Origin of the sequence: uncultured Flavonifractor sp., from assembly GCF_944387675.1 — a bacterium.
Taxonomy (GTDB): domain Bacteria; phylum Bacillota; class Clostridia; order Oscillospirales; family Oscillospiraceae; genus Flavonifractor.
This window is the reverse complement of sequence record NZ_CALXFV010000040.1, coordinates 1-18,176: the sequence shown is the minus strand read 5'-3', so window position 1 is coordinate 18,176 and position 18,176 is coordinate 1. Positions and strand designations below refer to the sequence as shown.

16 protein-coding genes and 1 other annotated feature are annotated in these 18,176 nt (G+C 65.1%); of the genes, 6 read left to right on the top strand and 10 right to left on the bottom strand.

Going from position 1 to position 18,176, the window contains the following annotated elements; translation table 11 throughout:
* The 10 genes from Q0J74_RS05545 to miaB form a co-directional block, all read right to left on the bottom strand.
* The coding region (locus Q0J74_RS05545; protein WP_297211861.1) for an isoleucine--tRNA ligase at positions 1-1,415 on the bottom strand (1,415 nt) is incomplete at its 3' end.
* A 59-nt stretch (positions 1,416-1,474) separates the two neighbouring features.
* Positions 1,475-1,691: a binding site (T-box leader), on the bottom strand.
* Positions 1,692-1,770: 79 nt separating this feature from the next.
* Positions 1,771-2,499 carry a DivIVA domain-containing protein gene (locus tag Q0J74_RS05540; protein WP_297211857.1) on the bottom strand — a complete coding sequence of 243 codons (729 nt, stop codon included), beginning with the start codon at positions 2,497-2,499 and terminating at the stop codon, positions 1,771-1,773.
* 21 nt (positions 2,500-2,520) lie between these two features.
* A complete protein-coding gene (locus tag Q0J74_RS05535; protein ID WP_297211855.1) occupies positions 2,521-3,021 on the bottom strand; it encodes a cell division protein SepF in 501 nt (166 codons plus the stop codon).
* A 32-nt stretch (positions 3,022-3,053) separates the two neighbouring features.
* Complete coding sequence (locus tag Q0J74_RS05530; protein WP_297211852.1) at positions 3,054-3,761, bottom strand: YggS family pyridoxal phosphate-dependent enzyme; 708 nt, start codon at positions 3,759-3,761, stop codon at positions 3,054-3,056.
* 30 nt (positions 3,762-3,791) lie between these two features.
* Entirely contained in the window at positions 3,792-5,075 is a 1,284-nt protein-coding gene (locus Q0J74_RS05525; RefSeq protein WP_297211849.1) for an HlyD family efflux transporter periplasmic adaptor subunit, read from the bottom strand.
* 21 nt (positions 5,076-5,096) lie between these two features.
* Positions 5,097-5,333 (bottom strand): RNA chaperone Hfq, encoded by a 237-nt coding sequence (hfq, locus tag Q0J74_RS05520; RefSeq protein ID WP_297211847.1) that lies wholly within the window; start codon positions 5,331-5,333, stop codon positions 5,097-5,099.
* A 77-nt stretch (positions 5,334-5,410) separates the two neighbouring features.
* Positions 5,411-7,288, bottom strand: coding sequence for a DNA mismatch repair endonuclease MutL (mutL, locus tag Q0J74_RS05515; RefSeq protein WP_297211844.1), 1,878 nt, complete (start codon positions 7,286-7,288; stop codon positions 5,411-5,413).
* A 65-nt stretch (positions 7,289-7,353) separates the two neighbouring features.
* Entirely contained in the window at positions 7,354-8,058 is a 705-nt protein-coding gene (locus Q0J74_RS05510) for a CPBP family intramembrane glutamic endopeptidase (protein WP_297211842.1), read from the bottom strand.
* A 65-nt stretch (positions 8,059-8,123) separates the two neighbouring features.
* Positions 8,124-10,724: a DNA mismatch repair protein MutS gene (mutS, locus tag Q0J74_RS05505; protein WP_297211840.1), complete on the bottom strand. Its 2,601-nt coding sequence runs from the start codon at positions 10,722-10,724 to the stop codon at positions 8,124-8,126.
* Positions 10,725-10,794: 70 nt separating this feature from the next.
* The gene (gene miaB, locus Q0J74_RS05500; protein ID WP_297211837.1) at positions 10,795-12,198 is read right to left on the bottom strand and encodes a tRNA (N6-isopentenyl adenosine(37)-C2)-methylthiotransferase MiaB; all 1,404 of its coding nucleotides are present in this window, start codon (positions 12,196-12,198) and stop codon (positions 10,795-10,797) included.
* 153 nt (positions 12,199-12,351) lie between these two features.
* Between miaB and Q0J74_RS05495 the strand changes: the two genes are divergently transcribed.
* From Q0J74_RS05495 to Q0J74_RS05470, 6 genes are all read left to right on the top strand, one after another.
* Positions 12,352-13,419 (top strand): alanine racemase, encoded by a 1,068-nt coding sequence (locus tag Q0J74_RS05495; protein ID WP_297211835.1) that lies wholly within the window; start codon positions 12,352-12,354, stop codon positions 13,417-13,419.
* 58 nt (positions 13,420-13,477) lie between these two features.
* The gene (dtd, locus tag Q0J74_RS05490) at positions 13,478-13,921 is read left to right on the top strand and encodes a D-aminoacyl-tRNA deacylase (RefSeq protein ID WP_297211832.1); all 444 of its coding nucleotides are present in this window, start codon (positions 13,478-13,480) and stop codon (positions 13,919-13,921) included.
* An 18-nt stretch (positions 13,922-13,939) separates the two neighbouring features.
* Positions 13,940-14,545 carry an MBL fold metallo-hydrolase gene (locus Q0J74_RS05485; protein WP_297211828.1) on the top strand — a complete coding sequence of 202 codons (606 nt, stop codon included), beginning with the start codon at positions 13,940-13,942 and terminating at the stop codon, positions 14,543-14,545.
* A 55-nt stretch (positions 14,546-14,600) separates the two neighbouring features.
* Positions 14,601-16,088: a coproporphyrinogen dehydrogenase HemZ gene (gene hemZ, locus Q0J74_RS05480; RefSeq protein ID WP_297211825.1), complete on the top strand. Its 1,488-nt coding sequence runs from the start codon at positions 14,601-14,603 to the stop codon at positions 16,086-16,088.
* On the top strand, positions 16,085-17,035 hold the full coding sequence (locus Q0J74_RS05475; RefSeq protein ID WP_297211824.1) for a uridine kinase family protein: 951 nt from the start codon (positions 16,085-16,087) through the stop codon (positions 17,033-17,035). The genes hemZ and Q0J74_RS05475 overlap by 4 nt, the downstream gene beginning before the upstream one ends.
* Before the next feature lie 69 nt (positions 17,036-17,104).
* Complete coding sequence (locus tag Q0J74_RS05470; RefSeq protein WP_297211821.1) at positions 17,105-17,935, top strand: Mrp/NBP35 family ATP-binding protein; 831 nt, start codon at positions 17,105-17,107, stop codon at positions 17,933-17,935.
* The last annotated feature ends 241 nt before the right edge of the window (positions 17,936-18,176 follow it).

The window sequence follows — 18,176 nt, the reverse complement described above, 5'->3', positions numbered from 1 at the left end:
ACGCCCCACACCCGCTGGCGGGAGATGCACCAGTCGGAGCGCTCGGAGATCATGGAGATCATCCGCTCCTTGCCCCACTCAGGCTTCCACTGGATGGAGTCGCAGGCCTTCACGGCGGCGTCCTTGATGGCGTCCACGGAGCAGAACCACTGCTCGGTGGCCCGGTAGATGATGGGGTTCTTGCACCGCCAGCAGTGGGGGTAGGAGTGGGTGATCTGCTCCTTGGCCACCAGGAAGCCTTCCTTCTCCAGGTCCTCCACCACCATGTCGTTGCCCTTGGCGTAGAACTGGCCGTTGTAGCGCTCGTCGGTCATGACGCCCTTGGCGTTCACCGGCACGGGCACGCCGATGTGGGTGAGGCCGGCCTTGTCGTACTGCTGGCAGATCTGGAAGTCCTCGGCGCCGAAGCCGGGGGCGGTGTGGACGCAGCCGGAGCCGGCGTCCAGGGTGACGTGCTCGCCGTTGAGAATCACGCTCTCCCGGTCGAAAAGGGGATGCTTGGCGGTCATCAGCTCAAACTCGGACCCCTTCAGGGTGGCCAGCACGGCGCAGGCCCCGAAGTCAATGTGGGCAGCCTGGCACACGCTCTCGGCCAGGTCCTTGGCCAGCACGTATACGTCCCCGCCGGGAACCTGGAGAAGCACGTAGTCAAACTCCGCGTTCAGGCAGATGGCGAAGTTGCCGGGGATGGTCCAGGGGGTGGTGGTCCAGATCACGAAGAAGGTTTTTTTCAGGTCGGCGTACTGGCCCAGCTTGCCCTTGTCGTCCTGGACGGGGAATTTCACAAAGATGGTGGTGCAGGGGTCGTCGGCGTACTCGATCTCCGCCTCGGCCAGGGCGGTCTGGTCGGCGGGACACCAGTACACCGGCTTCATGCCCTTGTAGATGAGGCCCTTCTCCGCCATCTTGCCAAAGACCTCGATCTGCCTGGCCTCAAACTCGGGCAGCAGGGTGATATAGGGGTTCTCCCATTCCCCCAGCACGCCCAGGCGCTGGAACTGCCCGGTCATTTTGGCGATATAGCCCTCGGCGTACTCCCGGCACTTGGTGCGGAACTGGGCGGTGGTCAGCTCGTCCCGGCGTACCTTCTTGTCCTTGAGCACGGCGGACTCGATGGGCAGGCCGTGGGTGTCCCAGCCGGGGACATAGGGGGCGTAGTGGCCGGTCATGTTCCGGTGCTTCACGATCATGTCCTTGAGGATCTTGTTCAGGGCGGTGCCGATGTGGATGTTGCCGTTGGCATAGGGGGGGCCGTCGTGGAGGACGTAGCTGGGCTTGCCCTCGTTGCGCGCTACCATCTTGTGGTACAGGTCGTGGTCCTGCATCTCCCGGAGCATGTCCGGCTCCCGCTTGGGCAGCCCCGCCCGCATGGGAAAGTCGGTCTGGGGCAGATGGACGGTCTGGTTGTAATCCATGGGTGGTTCTCCTTTTGTTCTGGTTTTGTTGGTCGGGCAAATAAAAACGCCCCTGTCTCCCAAGAGACAAAGGCGCACACCTCTGCGGTACCACTCTCGTTGTCCCGGACGGGCCGGGACCGCTCGATGGCCGGTAACGGGGCCAGCCGTGGCCGCTTACTGTGTTCGGCGGCCCGCTCCGAGGTGATCTTCCCCAGCCCTCCTGTCCGCCTTGCACCAAACGGCGGCTCTCTGTGCAGGGGCGGGATGGGTACTTGTCCTCATCACAGCGTTTTCTGATGAAAAATCCACTGGGAGACGCCAAAATGACGTCTCCCAGTATCTTACCCGTTTGCAGGGGTTCTGTCAAGGGGATTTACCGGATTTCGTAGTCCTTGCCGAACTGCAAATGGTCGAAGTCGATGCGGCGGGTGGGTTCCTCCGCCTCGTCCTCCTCCTGTCCGGCCTGGTCCCCGCCGCTGCGGCTGAGCTCCATCAGCTCGGCGTACAGCCCGCCCTGGCCCTCCGGCTGGCTCTCCTCCGCCTGGGACGGCTGCTCCGGCCGGGCGGTTTCCTCCTGGCGGACCAGCCGCTCCACATTCTCCTCAATGTCCTTCACCGCGGAGGCCACCGGGTCGGGCTTCTCCACCGGGGCGGTGAGGGAGGACAGGCCGCCGAGATAGTCCATCTCATGCTGGTAAAGCTCCTTCAGCTTGGCCACATAGGCGGCGGTGGCGTTCTGGGCCGCGGCCAGGCGCAGCTGCTCGTCCCGGATCTCCTGCTGAATCTGGCCGATGCGGGCTTTGGCGTCCTCCTCCGCGGTTTGCAGCAGCTTGTTGCGCTTCTGCTCGGCCTCGGCCACCAGGTCGTCCGCCATCTTCTGGGCGGTGAGCAGGGCCTTGCGCATAGCGTCCTCGGTGGAGCGGTACTCCTCCACCTTCTCCACCAGCACCTTCATCTTGGCCTTCAGGGTGGCGTTCTCCTTGTACAGCGTGGTGTAGTCCGCCGTCAGGATGTCCAGAAACTCGTCCACCATGGCCATGTTGTATCCGCCGAAAGACGCCTTGGCAAAGGCGTGCTCAGAAACTTCCTGCGGTGTCAGCATACTTGCTCCCCCCTGCTCCCATTAGAAATACAGCCCGTTGTTCTCCAGCTCGTCGATGAGATCGCCCAGAATGTCCACGTTGTAGGGCGTGATGATGTAGGTGGAGATGGCCACCTTCTTGATCTTGCCCTCGTTGACATAGGCAGCGCCGGCCAAAAAGTCCAGCACCCGGCGGGCCACCTCCTTGTTGGTGGACTCCAGATTGAGTACCACCGTGCGCTTCTCCCGCAGATGGTCGGCAATCTCACTGGCGTTCTCAAACCGTTCGGGCTTCACCAGCACCACCTGGAGCTGGGTGGTGGTGTGGATATTGACTACCTTGTTGTTCCGCCGCTCCGCCTCCTGAGGAAAGACGCCGGTATTGGTGTCCTGAAGCTTGGCGCTGCGCCGCTCCGCCCGGTCGGTGCCGGTGCGGTCCATCCGCTCGCTGCGGGTGACCGGCTCAAAGTCGTCAAACTCCTCCTCCACTTCCTCGTCCTCATAGGGACGGGCCAGGCGCTTCAGTTCGTCAAAAAAACCCATTTCGGTTTCCCTCCCGAATTTTCTGTTTCAGCTTATCCCTGTCTCATGGGCGGCCGCGGGCCGAACAGGGCGGTACCCACCCGCACCAGGGTGGCGCCCTCCCTCACGGCGTCCTCATAGTCGTCGCTCATGCCCATGGAGAGACAGTTTATAACAGTCCCATTATGGTCCAAATTCATTCTTATGTCAACATAAAGCTGATACATTTTTGCAAAAAATGGTCGATTCGCCCCGGGCTGGCCGGCAACGGGGGGAATGGCCATCAGGCCCCGCAGCCGCAGGTGGGGGCAGGATATGGCCTTTTGAGCCAGGGGCTTGACCGCCTCCGGCGCCACGCCGCTTTTGGACAGCTCCCCGCCGATGTTTACCTCCAGCAGGATGTCCTGCACCAGATCCAGCTTGGCGGCCTGGGCCTCAATGGCGTCCAGCAGGTGCTCCGAACCCACCGACTGGATCAGATCCACCCGGCCCACCACCTGGCGCACCTTGTTGGTCTGCAAATGGCCGATGAAGTGGAGGGCGGCGCCGGCGTAGGCGTCGTCCTCCAGGTGGGCGGTCATCTCCTGCACCCGGTTCTCCCCGCACACCGTCACGCCGGCGGCAATGGCCCGCCGGATGGTGTCCGATCTCTGCACCTTGGTGGCCGCCACCAGGGTGATCTCCGCCGGGTCCCGGCCGGCGGCCCGGGCCGCCCGGACCATGTTCTCCTTCACCCGGGCGATGTTCTCTTCCAGCGACATGTGGAATCCCTCCCGTTTGCTGCTCTATTTCTATGAAATCACCTTGCCGTCGTACAGGTCCTCCGCCGCCACAATGACCAGATCGCCGGAGCGCAGGGCCTTCCGGCCGGTGGCCGCGGCCTCCGCCAGGGCATAGCCGTCCCCCTGGAGCAGAATGGTCACCGGCTTGAATTCCGCCTGCTCCCCCACCAGGGCGTACACCCCGGGGACGTTGACCTGGGACTGCTCTCCCGTCTCCTCGTCGGTGACGGTCTGTTCCTCCACCCGGAGGGCCTCCTTGGGAATGCGTACCCCGGTGACCGAACCGAACACCAGCTCCACCGTCTGGCGGCGGAGCAGGGTGGTGTCGGACAGGTATTTGTCGGTGGACAGCACCACCGCCGTCTGGCCGTTTTCCGCCTCTCCCACCCGGTACACCGTCATGGTGATCTCCCCGGACCAGTCCCGGGAGAAGCGGACCGTCACCGTCCGCCCCTCCACCAGCCGCTCTGCGCTTTCCGCCGGCAGGCTGCAGGCAAAGTACCAGGTGGAATTGGTGATGAGCTTGCCCACCGCGTCGGGGTTCTCCGCCGGGCGGTTTTGGGCCAGCTGCTCCAGCTGGGCGGGGGTGACGCTCTCCAGCATCTCCGGGGTGAGCAGGCTCTCATACCCGTCCACATACCCGGAGAAAATCCCGGACTGGCTGGCGGTGAGCCGGCTGGTGCTCTGAGAGGCCTGGGCGGACAGGGCGGAGATCTGGTTGTTTACCTCGTCCAGGGCCGCCTGGATGCCGGCGGCGCTGTCCTGGGCGGTGTCCCCCGTGCCGGTGTAGGCGTATTCCCGCTTGTAGACCAGGCTTTTCAAATTCATGGCCTGGCTCTCCAGCCCGGTCAGGTCCCCCGACGCCGCCGAGGCCCGCAGGCTGATGATGGCATCCAGCACCTGCTGGCTCAGCTGGGCGGAGTCCCCGCCCCCCAGGTCGGACCGCTCCAGGGCATACTCCAGCTGCTCCTTCTCCAGCTCCAGCTGCTGGAGCTGCTGCCTGCGCTCCAGCCCGGAGGCGTCCTGGTAGAGCAGAGCCACCGTCCCGCCCTTGGCCACCTTCTCCCCCTCCTGGGGCAGCAGCTCCACCGTGCCGCCGGTTTGGGTGAGCACCTGCTCCTCCCGCACCAGAAAGCCGGTGGCCTCCATGCTGTCGTCCACCGTATAGGAATAGGTGGCCGCCGTGGTAAAGGGGTCCCGAAAGCTCTGCCAGGCCGACACCGCCAGATAGACCACCGCTGCCGCCAGCAGCAGAAGCATCACGATTTTACTGTTCAGGGTACCTTGCTTCATGGGCCGCTCCTTCGCGCTGCGCTACCGCCCCTCCCCCTCCCCGTCCAGGGGAATGGCCCGCTCGGGGACAATGGTGGAGATGGCGTGCTTGTAAATGATCTGCTGCCGTTCCCCCGTCATAAGTACCACCACAAAGGCGTCAAAGCCCGTAATCTGGCCCTTGAGCTGGTAGCCGTTCATCAGAAACAGGGTTACGTTGACCCGGTCCCGCCGGGCGCGGAGCAGAAACAGATCTTGCAGGTTGTGTGTCTTTTGCATGTGGGTGCACTCCTTTTTTCTCTGAGATGCATCCAATATATACCAAATTAAACGGGGATTTGCTCGAATTCCGGCGTTCACGCCCGGCCGAACCGCTTTTCAATCTGCTGGCGGGTCAGTTCAATGGCCACCGGCCGGCCGTGGGGGCAGTATTTCACGTCCCCGTCCATCACCGCCTGGGCCACCTTCAGCAGTTCGGCCTGGCTGTTCCGCTGCCCCCCCTTGATGGCCGCCTTGCAGGCCATGGTGTGAAGCAGCTCGTCCCGGGCGGCCTCCGGGTCGGCGGTGCCGCAGGTGAGCAGACGCTCCCCCAGCTCCGCCAGCAGATCGGGGATGGCCCCCGCCGCCACATCCGACGGGGCGGCGCGGACCAAAAGGGTACCGCCGCCGAAGTCCTCCGCCTCAAACCCAAAGCGGGCCAGCAGGGGCAGGTGGGCCAGCAGGGCCGCCCCCTCCTCCGCCGGGGGGGTAAACACCACCGGGGTGAGCAGGGCCTGGACCATGGGCTGGTAGCCCTCCGCCTTCATCCGGTCGAAATTCATCCGCTCATGGGCGGCGTGTTTGTCAATGAGCAGCACCTTGTCCCCCTGCTCCACCACAAGGTAGGTGTCCAGCACCTCCCCAGCCAGACGCCAGGGCTCCGGTTCCGGGGGGACAGGGAGATCCGCCCCCGGGGCGGGGGCAGGCGCTGCATTCGGGCGAACGGGGACAGCCGCTTCCGCGGTGGGGGCGGGTGCCTTTTCCAGGCGGATAGGGACGGCCGCCCTTCCGGCAGGGGCGGGGGCATCCGCCCCCGAGGCGGGTGTGGGGACCGTTTTGGGGCGGACAAAGACCTTCTCCTTTCCGGTGGGGGCGGAGGCGGTAAAATCCCGCAGGGGCAGGGCGGTCTGGCTGGCCGTCACCGTGTCCCGGGCGGCCCTGGGGGCCAGCCGGGGAGGCTCCTCCGCCACGGCGGAAGGGCGGGTGCGGTCGGCCTCCAGGGTGGATTTCACGGCGTAATACACCGCGTCAAACACCTTCTTGTCGCTGCCGAACTTCACCTCCTGCTTGGTGGGGTGAACGTTCACATCCACCGAATTGAGGCGGGTGGTGAGGTGAAGGACGCAGCCGGGGAATTTGCCCACCATCTTCTGGTTGGCGTAGGCCTCCTCCAGGGCGGCCATCATGGTGCGGCTTTTCACGTACCGGCCGTTGACAAAAAAGTACTGGTAGCCCCGGCTGCCCCGGCAGCAGGTGGGCAGGGAGACAAAGCCGGAGACCTGCATCTCCTCCCCCGAGCCCTTCACCGGCGTGAAGCCCAGGGCCAGGTCCCGGCCCAGCACGGCGTACAGGGCGGACTTCAGCTGGCCGTCCCCGGGGGTAAGCAGCTCCTGTCTGCCGTCCCGGAGGAACTTCACCCCCACCTCCGGGTGGGAGAGGGCCACCCGCTGCACCATGGCAAAGCAGGCCGCCCCTTCGGCGGCGTCTTTCTTCATGAATTTCAGCCGGGCGGGGGTGTTGTAGAACAGGTCCTTCACCACCAGGGTAGTGCCGGGGGGACAGCCCGCCTCCTCCCGGCTCACCACCACGCCCCCCTCCAGGGACAGGGCGCAGCCCAACTCCCGCTCCCGGGTGCGGGTGAGCAGCTCCACCCGGCTGACGGCGGCTATGGCCGCCAGGGCCTCCCCCCGGAAGCCCAGGGTGCCGATGGCCTCCAGGTCGTACTCGGTGCGCAGCTTGCTGGTGGCGTGGCGAAGGAAGGCGGTCTGGGCCTCCTCCGCTTCAATGCCGCAGCCGTTGTCGGTGACCCGGATGAGGGCCATGCCCCCGTGCTGGATTTCCACCGTCAGCTTGTCCGCCCCGGCGTCGATGGCGTTCTCCATCAGCTCCTTCACCACGCTGGCCGGCCGCTCCACCACCTCGCCGGCGGCGATCAGGTCGGCCACATGGGGGTCCAGTTGTTGAATGTGAGGCATAAACGTACCTGCTTTCTAAAAAGGGGAAGTGTGAAACCGGCGCGGGCATGGGACCCCGCCGCAAATTACCCCCCCACCGTGCGCGCCAGAGTGAGGGCGTTGATGACCATGTGCAGGGCGATGGGACTCCAGATGGACCCGCCGTTGTCGTAGCACCAGGTGAGGGCCAGTGCCATGGGCAGGTACTCCACAAACAGCAGCAGGTAGCGGAAGTCCACCACTCCGTAGGCGTAGACAAACTGCCACACGCAGTAGAAGGCGTAGAGGAAGACGGAGAGCAGGTAACCCAGCACCCGGCTGTACTTGCGGCTGGTGCCGAAGAGCAGCCCCCGGAACAAAGGCTCCTCCACAAGGGGCATGAGGACGATGAGGATCATGCCTGTGGCAAAGGGGGCCAGGGCAAACTGCTCCGGATAGCTCAGCAGATTGGGGTTTTTCACCGGCAGGGGGACAAGTCCCGCCAGAAAGGCCAGCACCGCCCACCCCACCAGACCGGTGCCGAAGGCAAACAGGTTTTCCGGCAGCCAGTCTAGCAGCAGATGGAAGCCGTGCCGCAGAAAGGTCCAGAACACCAGAAACACCAGGGTGGCGGAGAGGAGGTAGTAGACCACGTTGGACTCGGCAATGGGCAGCTCTCCGTCAAAGGAGCGCTGCACCCACCCCATCACCCAGGGAAACAGGAGGACGTACAGGGCAAAGAACACCCACCCCCGGCCCATTTCGGCCCGGGTCAGCTGGGGCCGCCAGGGGCGGCGCTGCCGGTCTAACATGGCATGTTCCTCCTTGCGTTTGGACGGGCGGGCGCGGGCGGGGCGCTGCCCGCATGGCCCTGCCGTTATACCATCTGCTTGAGCTCAAAGAGCAGATTCATGGCCTCGATGGGGGTGAGGGTGTTGAGATCCACCTGCTGCAGGCGGCGGGTGACCTGGCTCCCCCCCATGTCGGCAAGGGACACCTGGCCCGAGGCCGGAGGGGCCGGCGGAGGGGCGGTCTGGACCTGGCCGGCCTCCAGCTCGGAGAGGATCTGCCTGGCCCGGGCGATGACCTTGCCCGGCACCCCGGCCAGTTTGGCCACCTCGATGCCGTAGCTCTGGTCGGCGCCTCCCCGGACAATTTTCCGCAAAAAGAGGATGTCGTCCCCCTTCTTCTTGGCGGCGATGTTGAAGTTCTTCACCCCGGGGATAATCCCCTCCAGGGCGGTGATCTCATGATAATGGGTGGCAAACAGGGTCTTGGCCCCCAGCTTCTTCTTGTCGGCGCAGTATTCCAGCACCGAGCGGGCGATGGCCATGCCGTCGTAGGTGGAGGTACCCCGGCCGATCTCGTCCAGAATGAGCAGGCTTCTGGAGGTGGCGTTTTTCAAAAGCTCCGCCACCTCGGTCATCTCCACCATAAAGGTGGACTGGCCGGCGGACAGGTCGTCGCTGGCCCCGATGCGGGTGAAGACCCGGTCCACCACTCCGATGCGGGCGGAGCGGGCGGGGACGAAGGAACCCATCTGGGCCATGAGGACGATGAGGGCCACCTGCCGCATATAGGTGGACTTGCCCGCCATGTTGGGGCCGGTGATGATGGCCACCGTGTTCTCCCCGCCGTCCATATGGGTGTCGTTGGGGACAAAGAGGCTGTGGCGGAGCATCTGCTCCACCACCGGATGGCGGCCCTCGGCAATTTCCAGCCGGTCGGACTGGTCCACCTCCGGCCGGCAGTAGCCGTTTTCAGCGGCCACGTGGGCGAAGGAGGTGAGCACATCCACCTGGGCGGCGGCGGCGGCAGAGCGCTGAATGGCCCCCACCTGGGCGGCAACCTGCTCCCGCATCTGGCAGAAGAGCTGGAACTCCAGGGCGCAGATCCGGTCCTGAGCGGAGAGAATCTCGTGCTCCAGGTCCTTCAGCTCCTGGGTGATGTACCGCTCACAATTGACCAGGGTCTGCTTGCGGATATAGTCCTCCGGCACCTGGTCGTAGTAGGACTTGGATACCTCGATGTAATAGCCGAAGACCTTGTTGAAGCCCACCTTCAGGCTCTTGATGCCGGTCTTCTCCTTCTCTCTGGCCTCAATCCCCGCCACCAGGTCCTTGCCGTTGGTGAGAATGCTCCGCAGCCGGTCCACCTCGGCGTCGTAACCTGCGCGGATAAAGCCCCCTTCCCGCACGGAGAAGGGCGGCTCGTCCACCATGGCGGCGGCGATCAGCGCCCGCAGCTGGGGCAGATCGTCCAGGGCGCGGGCCAGGCTGGAGAGCAGGGCCGAGGCGGAGGGGGCCAGCAGCGCCCGCAGGGCGGGCAGCCTGCCCAGTCCCGCCGCCAGGGACACCAGGTCCCGCCCCCCGGCGGTGCCGTAGACGATACGGCCGATAAGCCGCTCCAGATCGGTGACCTCCCGCAAGGTGGCGGTCAGCTCCCCCCGGCGGATGGGGTCGTTCACCAGCTCCTCCACCGCCCCCAGCCGCCTGCCGATGGCCACGGGGGAGAGAAGGGGCCGCTCCATCCAGGCGCGGATGAGCCGGCGGCCCATGGGGGTGCGGGTTTTGTCCAGCACCCACAGCAGGCTCCCCTTTTTCTCCTTGGAGCGGAGGGTCTCGGTCAGCTCCAGGTTGCGCCGGGCGGTGAGGTCCAGTTCCATGTACTGCCCGGCGGCCAGCCAGGTCAGGGTGGTGATGTGGCTGAGGTCGGTCTTCTGGGTCTCGTACAGGTAGCGCAGAAGGCCGCCCACCGCCCGCACCGCCTGCTCCGACCCCTGGGGAAGGCCGTCCAGCCCGGCGGCGAACTGCCGGCGGGCCGTCTCCTCCGCTGCCTCCGCCTGGAACCGCTCCTCCCCTCCGTCTTCGCACCGGCAGCCCAGCTGGCCGGTGAGAAAGCGCACCAGGGCGGCGTCCCCATAGGCGGTGTGGTTCAGCAGGGCCTCCCTGGGGGCGAAGCGGCCCAGCTCGTTGTACAGATGCTCCTCTCCCTCCTCCCCGGCGGGAAAGCAGGCAGCGGAGAGTTCGCCGGTGGAGACGTCGCAGATGCAAAGCCCGGTGCCGCCCCCGTCCCGGCAGAGGGCGCAGAGGAAGTTGTTTTTCCCCTCCTCCAGCATGGAGGAATTCATCACCGTGCCGGGGGTGATGATGCGGATGATGTCCCGGTCCACCAGGCCCTTGGCGGTGGCCGGGTCCTCCATCTGCTCGCAGATGGCGATTTTATACCCCTTGGCGATAAGCCGGGCGATATAGGCGTCGGCGGAGTGGTAGGGGACGCCGCACATGGGAGTGCGCTCCTCCGCCGGCTTGCCCCGGTCCCGGGTGGTGAGGGTGAGGTCCAGCTCCTTGGACACCAGCTTGGCGTCCTCCTGGAACATCTCGTAAAAATCCCCCAGCCGGAAAAACAGAATGCAGTCCGGGTGGAGCTGCTTCATATTCAGATATTGGCGCATCATGGGGGTCAGTTCCGACGGCATGGCGGTTCTCCTGTTCTATCTCTCAGTTATAGTAGCGGTCCAGCTCCCACATTTGGGCGGCCGGATGGGGTCACACCAGCTCCCCGGTGAGGGACCACTTGTTGGCCCCGGTAATCTTCACGTCCACAAACTGCCCGATGAGGCCGTCCTCCCCGGCAAGCCGCACCAGCCGGTTGCCGGGAGTGCGCCCGGTGAGGCCCTTGCTGTCCCGTCCGTCCACCAGGCAGCGCACCGTTTTGCCGATATAGGCCCGGTGCTTTTCCTCGGAAATGGCGTCCTGCCGCTCCACCAGCTGCTGGAACCAGGCCGCCTTCTCCTCCTTGGAGACGGGGTCTTCCATCTTGGCGGCGGGGGTACCCACCCGGGGGGAGTAGATAAAGGTAAACAGTGCGTCAAAGCGCACCTGCTCCAACAGGGACAGGGTCTGCTGGAAGTCCTCCGCGCTTTCCCCGGGAAATCCCACGATCACGTCGGAGGTGATGACCACGTCCGGAATGGCCGCTCTCAGCCGGCGCACCTTGTCCAGGTAACCGGCCCGGTCGTACACCCGGTTCATGGCGCGCAGCACCCGGTCGCTGCCCGCCTGGAAGGGCAGGTGAAAGCAGGGGGCGATCTTGGGGGAGGAGGCCATGGTGTCGAAAAGCTTCTGGGAGGCGTCCTTGGGGTGGCTGGTCATAAAACGCAGCAGGAAGTCCCCGGGGATGTCGGCGGCTGCCTTCAAAAGGTCGGCAAAGTCACAGGGAGCGTCCAGATCCTTGCCGTAGGAGTTGACGTTCTGGCCCAGCAGGATGATGTCCCGGTACCCCTCCGCCGCCAGACCCCGGATCTCCTCCAGAATGACCTCCGGCCGGCGGGAGCGCTCCCGTCCCCGGACGTAGGGGACGATGCAGTAGGTGCAGAAGTTGTTGCAGCCGTACATGATGGACACCCAGGCCTTCACCCTGTCCTGGCGTACCACGGGAATGCCCTCGGCAATGGAGCCGGGCTCGTCGGCAATGTCGAAGATGCGGCCCCGGCGGGTGACCAGGCGGTAGAGCAGCTCCGGAAACCGCCACAGGGCGTGGGGTCCGAACACCAGATCCACCTGGCGGTAGCTCTCCTTGATTTTCTGCGCCCGGTGGGGCTCCTGAGCCATGCAGCCGCACACACAGATGAGCTGGCCGGGCTTGGCCCGCTTGGTGTGGACCAGGGCGCCCACGTTGCCCAGCACCCGCATCTCGGCGTGCTCCCGGATGGCGCAGGTGTTGATAAGGATCAGGTCGGCCTGGGCCTCGCTGTCGGTAAAAGCATACCCCATCTCCCGCAGGTAACCACGCAGCCGCTCGGAGTCGGCCTCGTTCTGCTGGCAGCCGTAGGTGTCCACAAAGGCCAGGGGCGGGGCGGGGCGGGCGGCGTTTCTCTCTTGGAGCATCCGGCAGAATTCCCGCTGCCGCTCCACCTGCTGGGGGGTGATGTTTGTGGTCTGTTGATTCAAAGCAGTTCCTCCCAAAGATAGGGTCTCAACTATAAAATCATATCACTTTCCGCCGGAAAACACAAGCGGCAAGCCCTTTTCATTGACGGAAACTTTGCCAGCGTATATAATGGAGGACAACGGCATTCCACAGGGGAGAAAGGCGGCGGACGGATGAAAACACTGGTCATCGAGCGGGATGCGCTGAAGCACAACATCTCGGTGGTGAAAGAGCGGGCGGGGGAGGCCGTGATCTACGGCGTACTCACCGGGGACGGCCAGGGGGCCGGCCTGGTGGAGCTGGCCCGCGCCCTCCGGGCGGAAGGCATCGGCCGCTTTGCCGTCAGCGAGGTGGCGGAGGCCGCCGCCCTGCGGAAGGCGGGATTTGTGGAGGAGGAAATCCTCATGCTCCGCTGCACCACCGACCGGGAGGAGCTGGACCAGCTGCTGGATTTGAACGTGGTGTGTACCGTGGGATCGGTGGATACCGGCCTGGCCCTCAACGCCGTGGCGGAGGGCCGCTCCACCGTGGCGGAGGCCCATATCCAGATCGACACCGGCATGGGCTTCGGCGGCTTTTTGGCGGAGGAGCCGGAGAAGATCCTCTCGGTCTACCGGGGGCTGCCCAACGTGGCGGTGTCCGGCCTGTGTACCCAGCTGCACACCCTCAAGCCCAACGGCAAGGATCTGGACGGCCAGCTGGCCGATTTCACCCAGGCGGTGGAGGCCATCCACGCCGCCGGGTTTGAGACGGGCATTGTCCACGCCGCCGGGTCCTACGCCCTGCTCCACTGCGCCCAGGCCCGGCTGGACGGGGTGCGGGCCGGCTCGGCCCTGCTGGGCCGGTGCCGCCGCCGCCGGGGAGATGACCTGCGCCGGGTGGGCTATGGCGAGGTGGGCATTGAGGAGACCCGGTGGCTGCCCAAGGGCCACAGCGTAGGGGGCGACCGGCCGGTGGTGATGCGCCGGCCCACCCGGGTGGGGGTGCTGCCGGTGGGCTACCAGAACGGCTTCGGCCTGGCGCGGCCCCGCACCGACGGCCTGCTGGCCGCCTTCCGCCGCTGGCTGGCCCGGCGGAAGATCACCGTGCGGATCAACGGCCAGAAGGCCCGGATCATCGGCGGCATCGGCGCCATTGAGACCATTGTGGACATCACCGACCTGAAATGTGCCGCCGGGGACAAGGCGGTATTTGATATCGACCCCATTTTCGCCCGGGGCTTTGTCCGGGAATACCGGTAACGCCGCGGAGGGCCTTGGGACGGCCCGTTACCCCACTTACAGAAAGGAATTTTCAGCTATGCGCGCAGTTGTAACCAGAGTAAAAAACGCCTCCGTGGTCATCGACGGCAAGGTGAACGGGGAGATCGGCCAGGGCTTTCTGGTGCTGCTGGGGGTGGCCCCCGCGGATACCGAGGCCCAGGCGGTGAAGCTGGCCGACAAGGTGTGCGGCCTGCGCATCTTCGAGGATGAGAACGAGAAGATGAATCTGAACCTGGCGGCGGTGGGGGGGAGCCTGCTGGTGGTGAGCCAATTCACCCTGTACGCCGACACCAAGTCCCGCCGCCCCGGTTTCACCGGGGCCGCCAAGCCGGACATCGCCATCCCCCTGTACGAGAAGTTCATGGCCGAGTGCGCCGGCCGGGGCTTCCAGGTCCAGCACGGGGAGTTTGGGGCGGATATGCAGGTTTTTTCCCAAAATGACGGCCCGGTGACCATTTTGCTGGACACCGATACCATGTAATGTGACGAGGTGAAGGGAATGAAAATCAAGATCATGCACGTGGGGGAGCTGGGGACCAACTGCTACCTGCTGGAGGACGAGACCGCCAACGCCGCCGCCGTCATCGACCCCGGCGGAGAGGGGGGGCGGATTCTGGACCAGGCCCGGGCGGACGGGATGGCGATCCGGCTTATTTTGCTCACCCATGCCCACTTTGACCACACCGGCGGCGTGGCCGCCCTTCATAAGGCGCTGCCCCAGGTGCCGGTGTACCTCCACCCCGCCGATGCCGAGCTGCTGGGCAGCCAGGTGTTTCCCGCCATCGGCGCCCCCACCGTCCCCTATGAGGAGGGGGACACCCTGGAGCTGGGGAATCTCTCCATTTCCGTGCTCCACACCCCCGGCCACACCCCCGGCGGGGTGTGCCTGAAGGTGGAGGACGCCCTGTTCACCGGGGACACCCTGTTCCAGGGCTCCATGGGCCGCACCGATTTTGCCGGCGGGTCCTACCAGGAGATCATGGCCTCCCTGAAGCGGCTGGCCGCCCTGCCCGGGGACTGCCATGTGCTGCCCGGCCACATGGGGACCTCCACCCTGGAGGCCGAGCGGCGGAGCAACTACTATATGCAGGAGGCCATGGGGTAACTCCCCCAGTCAGCGGAGCTGACAGCCCCCTCGAAAAGGGGGCCTGGAAATCACTATGAAACTCTATTTTCGCTGTCACGACTACAAATACGCCACGGAGCAAATGCTTTTGACTCTGTTCCCCGACCAGCGGCCGGAGTATCCGGAAGCGCCGCCGGCGGAGGGGGAGGACCACCTGGTGCTCACCCTGAGCCTGGGAAAGAAGTGGGCCACCGCCGCCGCGGCGCTGACCTGGCGGGGGACGGCCTGCCGGAAGGTCCGCCGCTGCCCCCTGCCTCCGGAGGAAGACGGGGTGGCCCGGGACCGGGCCTTTCAGCAGATTTTGAAGCTGGCCTTCTATGACGCCGCCACAGCCCTGCTGGGGTATGAGCCTCCCTGGGGCGCCCTCACCGGGGTGCGCCCGGTGAAGATTCCCACCAAGGCCATGGCGGCGGGCGCCGCACCCGCTCAGGCGGAGAAGGCGCTGCGGGACACTTACCACGTCTCCCCGCTCCGGCGGGCGCTGGCCATGGACTGCGCCCGGGCCTCCCTGGCGGCAAAGGCGTCCCTGAGGCCCCGGGAGGTCTCCCTCTACGTGGGTATTCCCTTCTGCCCCACCCGGTGCGCCTACTGCTCCTTCGTCTCCGCCGACGTGGGGAAGTCCCTGAAGCTGGTGGAGCCCTTCCTGGACGCCCTTTCCCGGGAAATCCAGGCGGCGGGCCGGGTCCTGGAGGCGGCGGGGCTGGCGGTGCGCACCGTTTATTTCGGCGGCGGCACCCCCACCACCCTCACCGCCCCCCAGCTGGACCGGCTGATGGGGGAGCTGGCTCAGCACATGGACCTGTCCGGCTGCACCGAGTACACCGTGGAAGCCGGCCGGCCGGATACCATTACCCGGGAAAAGCTGGCGGTACTGGCCCGCCGGGGCTGCACCCGGGTGTCGGTAAACCCCCAGAGCATGTCGGATAAGGTTCTCTCCGCCATGGGCCGCGCCCACCGGGGGGCAGATATTCTCACCGCCTACGCCCTGGTGCGGGAGAGCGGCATTGGCTGCGTCAACATGGACCTGATCGCCGGCCTGCCCGCCGACAGCACGGAGGGCTTCCGCGCCTCCCTGGACCAGGTGCTGGCGCTGGGGCCGGAAAACATCACCGTCCACACCCTGGCGCTGAAAAAAGGGTCAAGGCTGATGGAGGAGGGCGGGTGCATCCCCTCGGGAGAAGAGGTGGCGTCCATGCTGGACTATGCCTGGTCCGCCCTGCGGCAGGCGGGGCAGGTCCCCTACTACCTGTACCGGCAGAAGTACATGTCCGGCTCCTTTGAAAACGTGGGCTGGTGCCGACCGGGGACGGAGAGCCTGTACAACATCTGCATGATGGAGGAGCTGCACACCATTTTGGCCCTGGGGGGCGGCGGCATGACCAAGCTGGTGGATTCCGCCGCCGGTCGCATTGCCCGCATCCCCAATCCCAAGTATCCCAAGCAGTATCTGGAGCGGATCGACAGCCTGTGCGCCGGGAAGGAGCAGGTGGTCCGTTTCTACCGGCCAGACAAGGAGGAATGACTGTGTCCTATCAGCTCAGCGCAATCAACAGCGGCCTGCGGAGCGATCCCAGGGGCTTTCTGGCGGAGTGCGACGCCGCCTATCAAAGCCGCATTAACGCCGCAGTGGACCAGATTCTGGCCCGGATGAAGGACAGCCCCATCGTGCTGCTCTCCGGTCCCTCCGGCTCGGGGAAGACCACCACCGCCCTGAAGCTGGAGCAGGAGCTGGAGCGGCGGGGGGTAAACAGCCATACCGTCTCCATGGACAATTACTTCAAAACCCTCAACCGGAAAACCGCCCCCCGCACCCCGGAGGGGGATATCGACTACGAGTCCCCCGCCCTGCTGGACATGGATTTGCTGGACGACACCTTCACCAAGCTCTCCCGGGGGGAGTGGGTGGTGGTACCCAAGTTCGAGTTTGCCCGGCAGATGCGCAACGACAGCCGGGGTACCTTCCTGAAGCTGGACAAAAACGAGATTGCTATTTTTGAGGGCATCCACGCCCTTAACGACGCCATCTTCGGCCGCCACCCGGAGGCCACGGGGCTGTACATCTCCGCCCGCTCCAACGTGCTGGAGGGGGAGACGCTGCGCTTCAAAGGCACCTGGATGCGCATTTCCCGACGGGCGGTGCGGGACTATAATTTCCGGGGAACGGATTTGCTGGAGACCCTGATGATGTGGTATAATGTGCGCCGTGGGGAGAAAATGTACATCTCCCCCTTCAAAAACCGGGCCAATATCATCATCGACTCCTCCCTGCCCTATGAGCCGGCGGTATTTTCCAACTACGCCGCCGCCCTGGCCCGGGCGGTGGACCAGGTGCCGGAGGAGAACCCCCGCTATCGGGAGTTCCACGACCTGGTGGCGTCCTTCCGGCACTTTGAGCCGGTGGAGCCGGAACTGGTGCCGGCCGACTCCCTGATCCGGGAGTTTATCGGCGGGGGCAGCTATCACTACTGAATCCGGGCCGATGGGTAACCGGACCCTGTCCGCCCCGGCCTTATCACACAGGAAAGAAGGAAAAACAACATGTCAGAATGTACCCACAACTGCTCCACCTGCGGCGAGAGCTGCGCGGAGCGCACCGCGCCCCAGGATCTCCGGGTGCCGGTGAACGGCCTGTCTCACGTGGGCAAGGTCATCGCCGTGGTCAGCGGAAAGGGGGGTGTAGGCAAGAGCCTGGTGACCTCCTCCCTGGCGGTGGCCATGCGCCGGCTGGGCAAATCCGTAGGGGTGCTGGACGCCGACATCACCGGCCCCTCCATTCCCACCGCCTTCGGGGTGCATACCCGGGCGGAGGGAAGCGAGCTGGGCATCTATCCCGCCCAGACCCGCACCGGCATTGAGATTATGAGCCTCAACCTGCTCACTGAGCACGAGACCGATCCGGTGGTATGGCGGGGACCCGTCATCGCCGGGGCGGTGAAGCAGTTCTGGACCGACGTGATCTGGGGAGATGTGGACTACCTCTTTGTGGATATGCCCCCCGGAACCGGCGATGTCCCCCTCACCGTGTTCCAGTCCCTGCCGGTGGACGGCATTGTGGTGGTCACCTCCCCCCAGGACCTGGTGAGCATGATCGTCACCAAGGCGGTCAAGATGGCGGAGCTGATGCACATTCCCGTGCTGGGCCTGGTGGAAAACTACTCCTATTTTCAGTGTCCCGACTGCGGCAAGCGCCACGCCATCTTCGGGGAGAGCCGTATCGAACAGGTGGCCGGGGAGCTGGGCCTGAAGGTGCTGGCCCGGCTGCCCATCGACCCCGCCGTGGCCGCCGCCTGCGACAATGGCCGCATTGAGGAGCTGGAGCACAACTATTTGACCCAGGTAGCCCAGACCCTGGCGGACCAGGAAGGATAAGGGAGTACTTTTCACAGTTCGTTCACACCCGGTTCAAAACAGGTTCACAGCCGGGCTTTAGGATAAGACCGTGGTCAAAAACCACACCCCCTCTCTTTCCTCTCTTCTTTCAATTTTGGAAACACAGGCCCCCCACGGAGGGCCTGTGTTTCTGCGTTTTGGGGAAAAGCAATGGGCGGCCCGAAAGGGCCGCCCCGCTTGTCGAAAAAGCCTCGCAGAGTTCGCGCCCGCAGGCGCGAAG

Bases quoted from the DNA above. Each gene is read 5' to 3' on its own strand.
- Q0J74_RS05540 (WP_297211857.1), bottom strand. From the start codon at position 2,499: ATGCTGACACCGCAGGAAGTTTCTGAGCACGCCTTTGCCAAGGCGTCT.
- Q0J74_RS05535 (WP_297211855.1), bottom strand. From the start codon at position 3,021: ATGGGTTTTTTTGACGAACTGAAGCGCCTGGCCCGTCCCTATGAGGAC.
- Q0J74_RS05530 (WP_297211852.1), bottom strand. From the start codon at position 3,761: ATGTCGCTGGAAGAGAACATCGCCCGGGTGAAGGAGAACATGGTCCGG.
- Q0J74_RS05525 (WP_297211849.1), bottom strand. From the start codon at position 5,075: ATGAAGCAAGGTACCCTGAACAGTAAAATCGTGATGCTTCTGCTGCTG.
- hfq (WP_297211847.1), bottom strand. From the start codon at position 5,333: ATGCAAAAGACACACAACCTGCAAGATCTGTTTCTGCTCCGCGCCCGG.
- mutL (WP_297211844.1), bottom strand. From the start codon at position 7,288: ATGCCTCACATTCAACAACTGGACCCCCATGTGGCCGACCTGATCGCC.
- Q0J74_RS05510 (WP_297211842.1), bottom strand. From the start codon at position 8,058: ATGTTAGACCGGCAGCGCCGCCCCTGGCGGCCCCAGCTGACCCGGGCC.
- mutS (WP_297211840.1), bottom strand. From the start codon at position 10,724: ATGCCGTCGGAACTGACCCCCATGATGCGCCAATATCTGAATATGAAG.
- Q0J74_RS05495 (WP_297211835.1), top strand. From the start codon at position 12,352: ATGAAAACACTGGTCATCGAGCGGGATGCGCTGAAGCACAACATCTCG.
- dtd (WP_297211832.1), top strand. From the start codon at position 13,478: ATGCGCGCAGTTGTAACCAGAGTAAAAAACGCCTCCGTGGTCATCGAC.
- Q0J74_RS05485 (WP_297211828.1), top strand. From the start codon at position 13,940: ATGAAAATCAAGATCATGCACGTGGGGGAGCTGGGGACCAACTGCTAC.
- hemZ (WP_297211825.1), top strand. From the start codon at position 14,601: ATGAAACTCTATTTTCGCTGTCACGACTACAAATACGCCACGGAGCAA.
- Q0J74_RS05475 (WP_297211824.1), top strand. From the start codon at position 16,085: ATGACTGTGTCCTATCAGCTCAGCGCAATCAACAGCGGCCTGCGGAGC.
- Q0J74_RS05470 (WP_297211821.1), top strand. From the start codon at position 17,105: ATGTCAGAATGTACCCACAACTGCTCCACCTGCGGCGAGAGCTGCGCG.